The following is a 1,193-nucleotide window of genomic DNA, read 5'->3' as shown; positions in this document are numbered from 1 at the left end:
CGATGGGCAAGGAAAAGTTCAGCCGCACGAAGCCGCACTGCAACATCGGCACGATCGGTCACGTCGATCACGGCAAGACGTCACTGACGGCGGCGATCACGAAGGTTCTGGCGGAGTCGGGCGGCGCGACGTTCACGGCCTACGACCAGATCGACAAGGCGCCGGAGGAGAAGGCGCGCGGGATCACGATCTCGACCGCCCACGTCGAGTACGAGACGACGAACCGCCACTACGCCCACGTCGATTGCCCCGGCCACGCCGACTACGTGAAGAACATGATTACGGGCGCGGCGCAGATGGACGGCGCGATCCTGGTGGTGTCGGCGGCCGACGGCCCGATGCCGCAGACCCGCGAGCACATCCTGCTGGCGCGTCAGGTCGGCGTTCCGGCGCTGGTGGTGTTCCTCAACAAGGTCGACATGGTCGACGACGAGGAGCTGCTGGAGCTGGTCGAGCTCGAGGTGCGCGAGCTTCTCTCGAAGTACGACTTCCCCGGCGACGACATCCCGATCACCAAGGGCTCGGCCCTGATGGCGCTCGAGGACAAGGAGCCGAAGATCGGTAAGGAAGCCGTTCTGAAGCTGATGGAGACGGTGGACGCCTACATCCCGCAGCCGGAGCGTCCGATCGACATGCCGTTCCTGATGCCGATCGAGGACGTGTTCTCGATCTCGGGCCGCGGCACGGTGGTGACGGGTCGCGTCGAGCGCGGCATCGTCAAGGTCGGCGAGACGGTGGAGATCGTCGGCATCCGCGCGACGACGACGACGACGGTGACGGGCGTCGAGATGTTCCGCAAGCTGCTCGACCAGGGCCAAGCGGGCGACAACGTCGGCGTGCTGCTGCGCGGCACGAAGCGCGAGGACGTGGAGCGCGGCCAGGTGGTGTGCAAGCCGGGTTCGGTGAAGCCGCACTCGAAGTTCAAGGCCGAGGCCTACATCCTGACGAAGGAGGAGGGCGGCCGCCACACGCCGTTCTTCACCAACTACCGCCCGCAGTTCTACTTCCGCACCACGGACGTGACCGGCATCTGCACGCTGCCGGAAGGCACCGAGATGGTGATGCCGGGCGACAACGTGACGATGGACGTGGCGCTGATCGTGCCGGTGGCGATGGAAGAGAAGCTGCGCTTCGCCATCCGCGAGGGTGGCCGCACCGTCGGTGCCGGCGTCGTCGCCGCCATCAACGACTAA

The 1,193-nt window shown here is 66.3% G+C and carries 1 protein-coding gene; it reads left to right on the top strand.

The features are described 5' to 3' along the window. The first annotated feature begins 2 nt into the window (after positions 1-2). Positions 3-1,193, top strand: a complete 1,191-nt coding sequence (gene tuf, locus MFF26_RS26340) for an elongation factor Tu (protein WP_238308967.1) — start codon at positions 3-5, stop codon at positions 1,191-1,193.

The organism is Methylorubrum suomiense (assembly GCF_022179765.1).
Lineage (GTDB): Bacteria > Pseudomonadota > Alphaproteobacteria > Rhizobiales > Beijerinckiaceae > Methylobacterium > Methylobacterium suomiense.
Note: the sequence above shows the minus strand (reverse complement) of the source record. Positions and strands in the feature narration are given on the sequence as shown.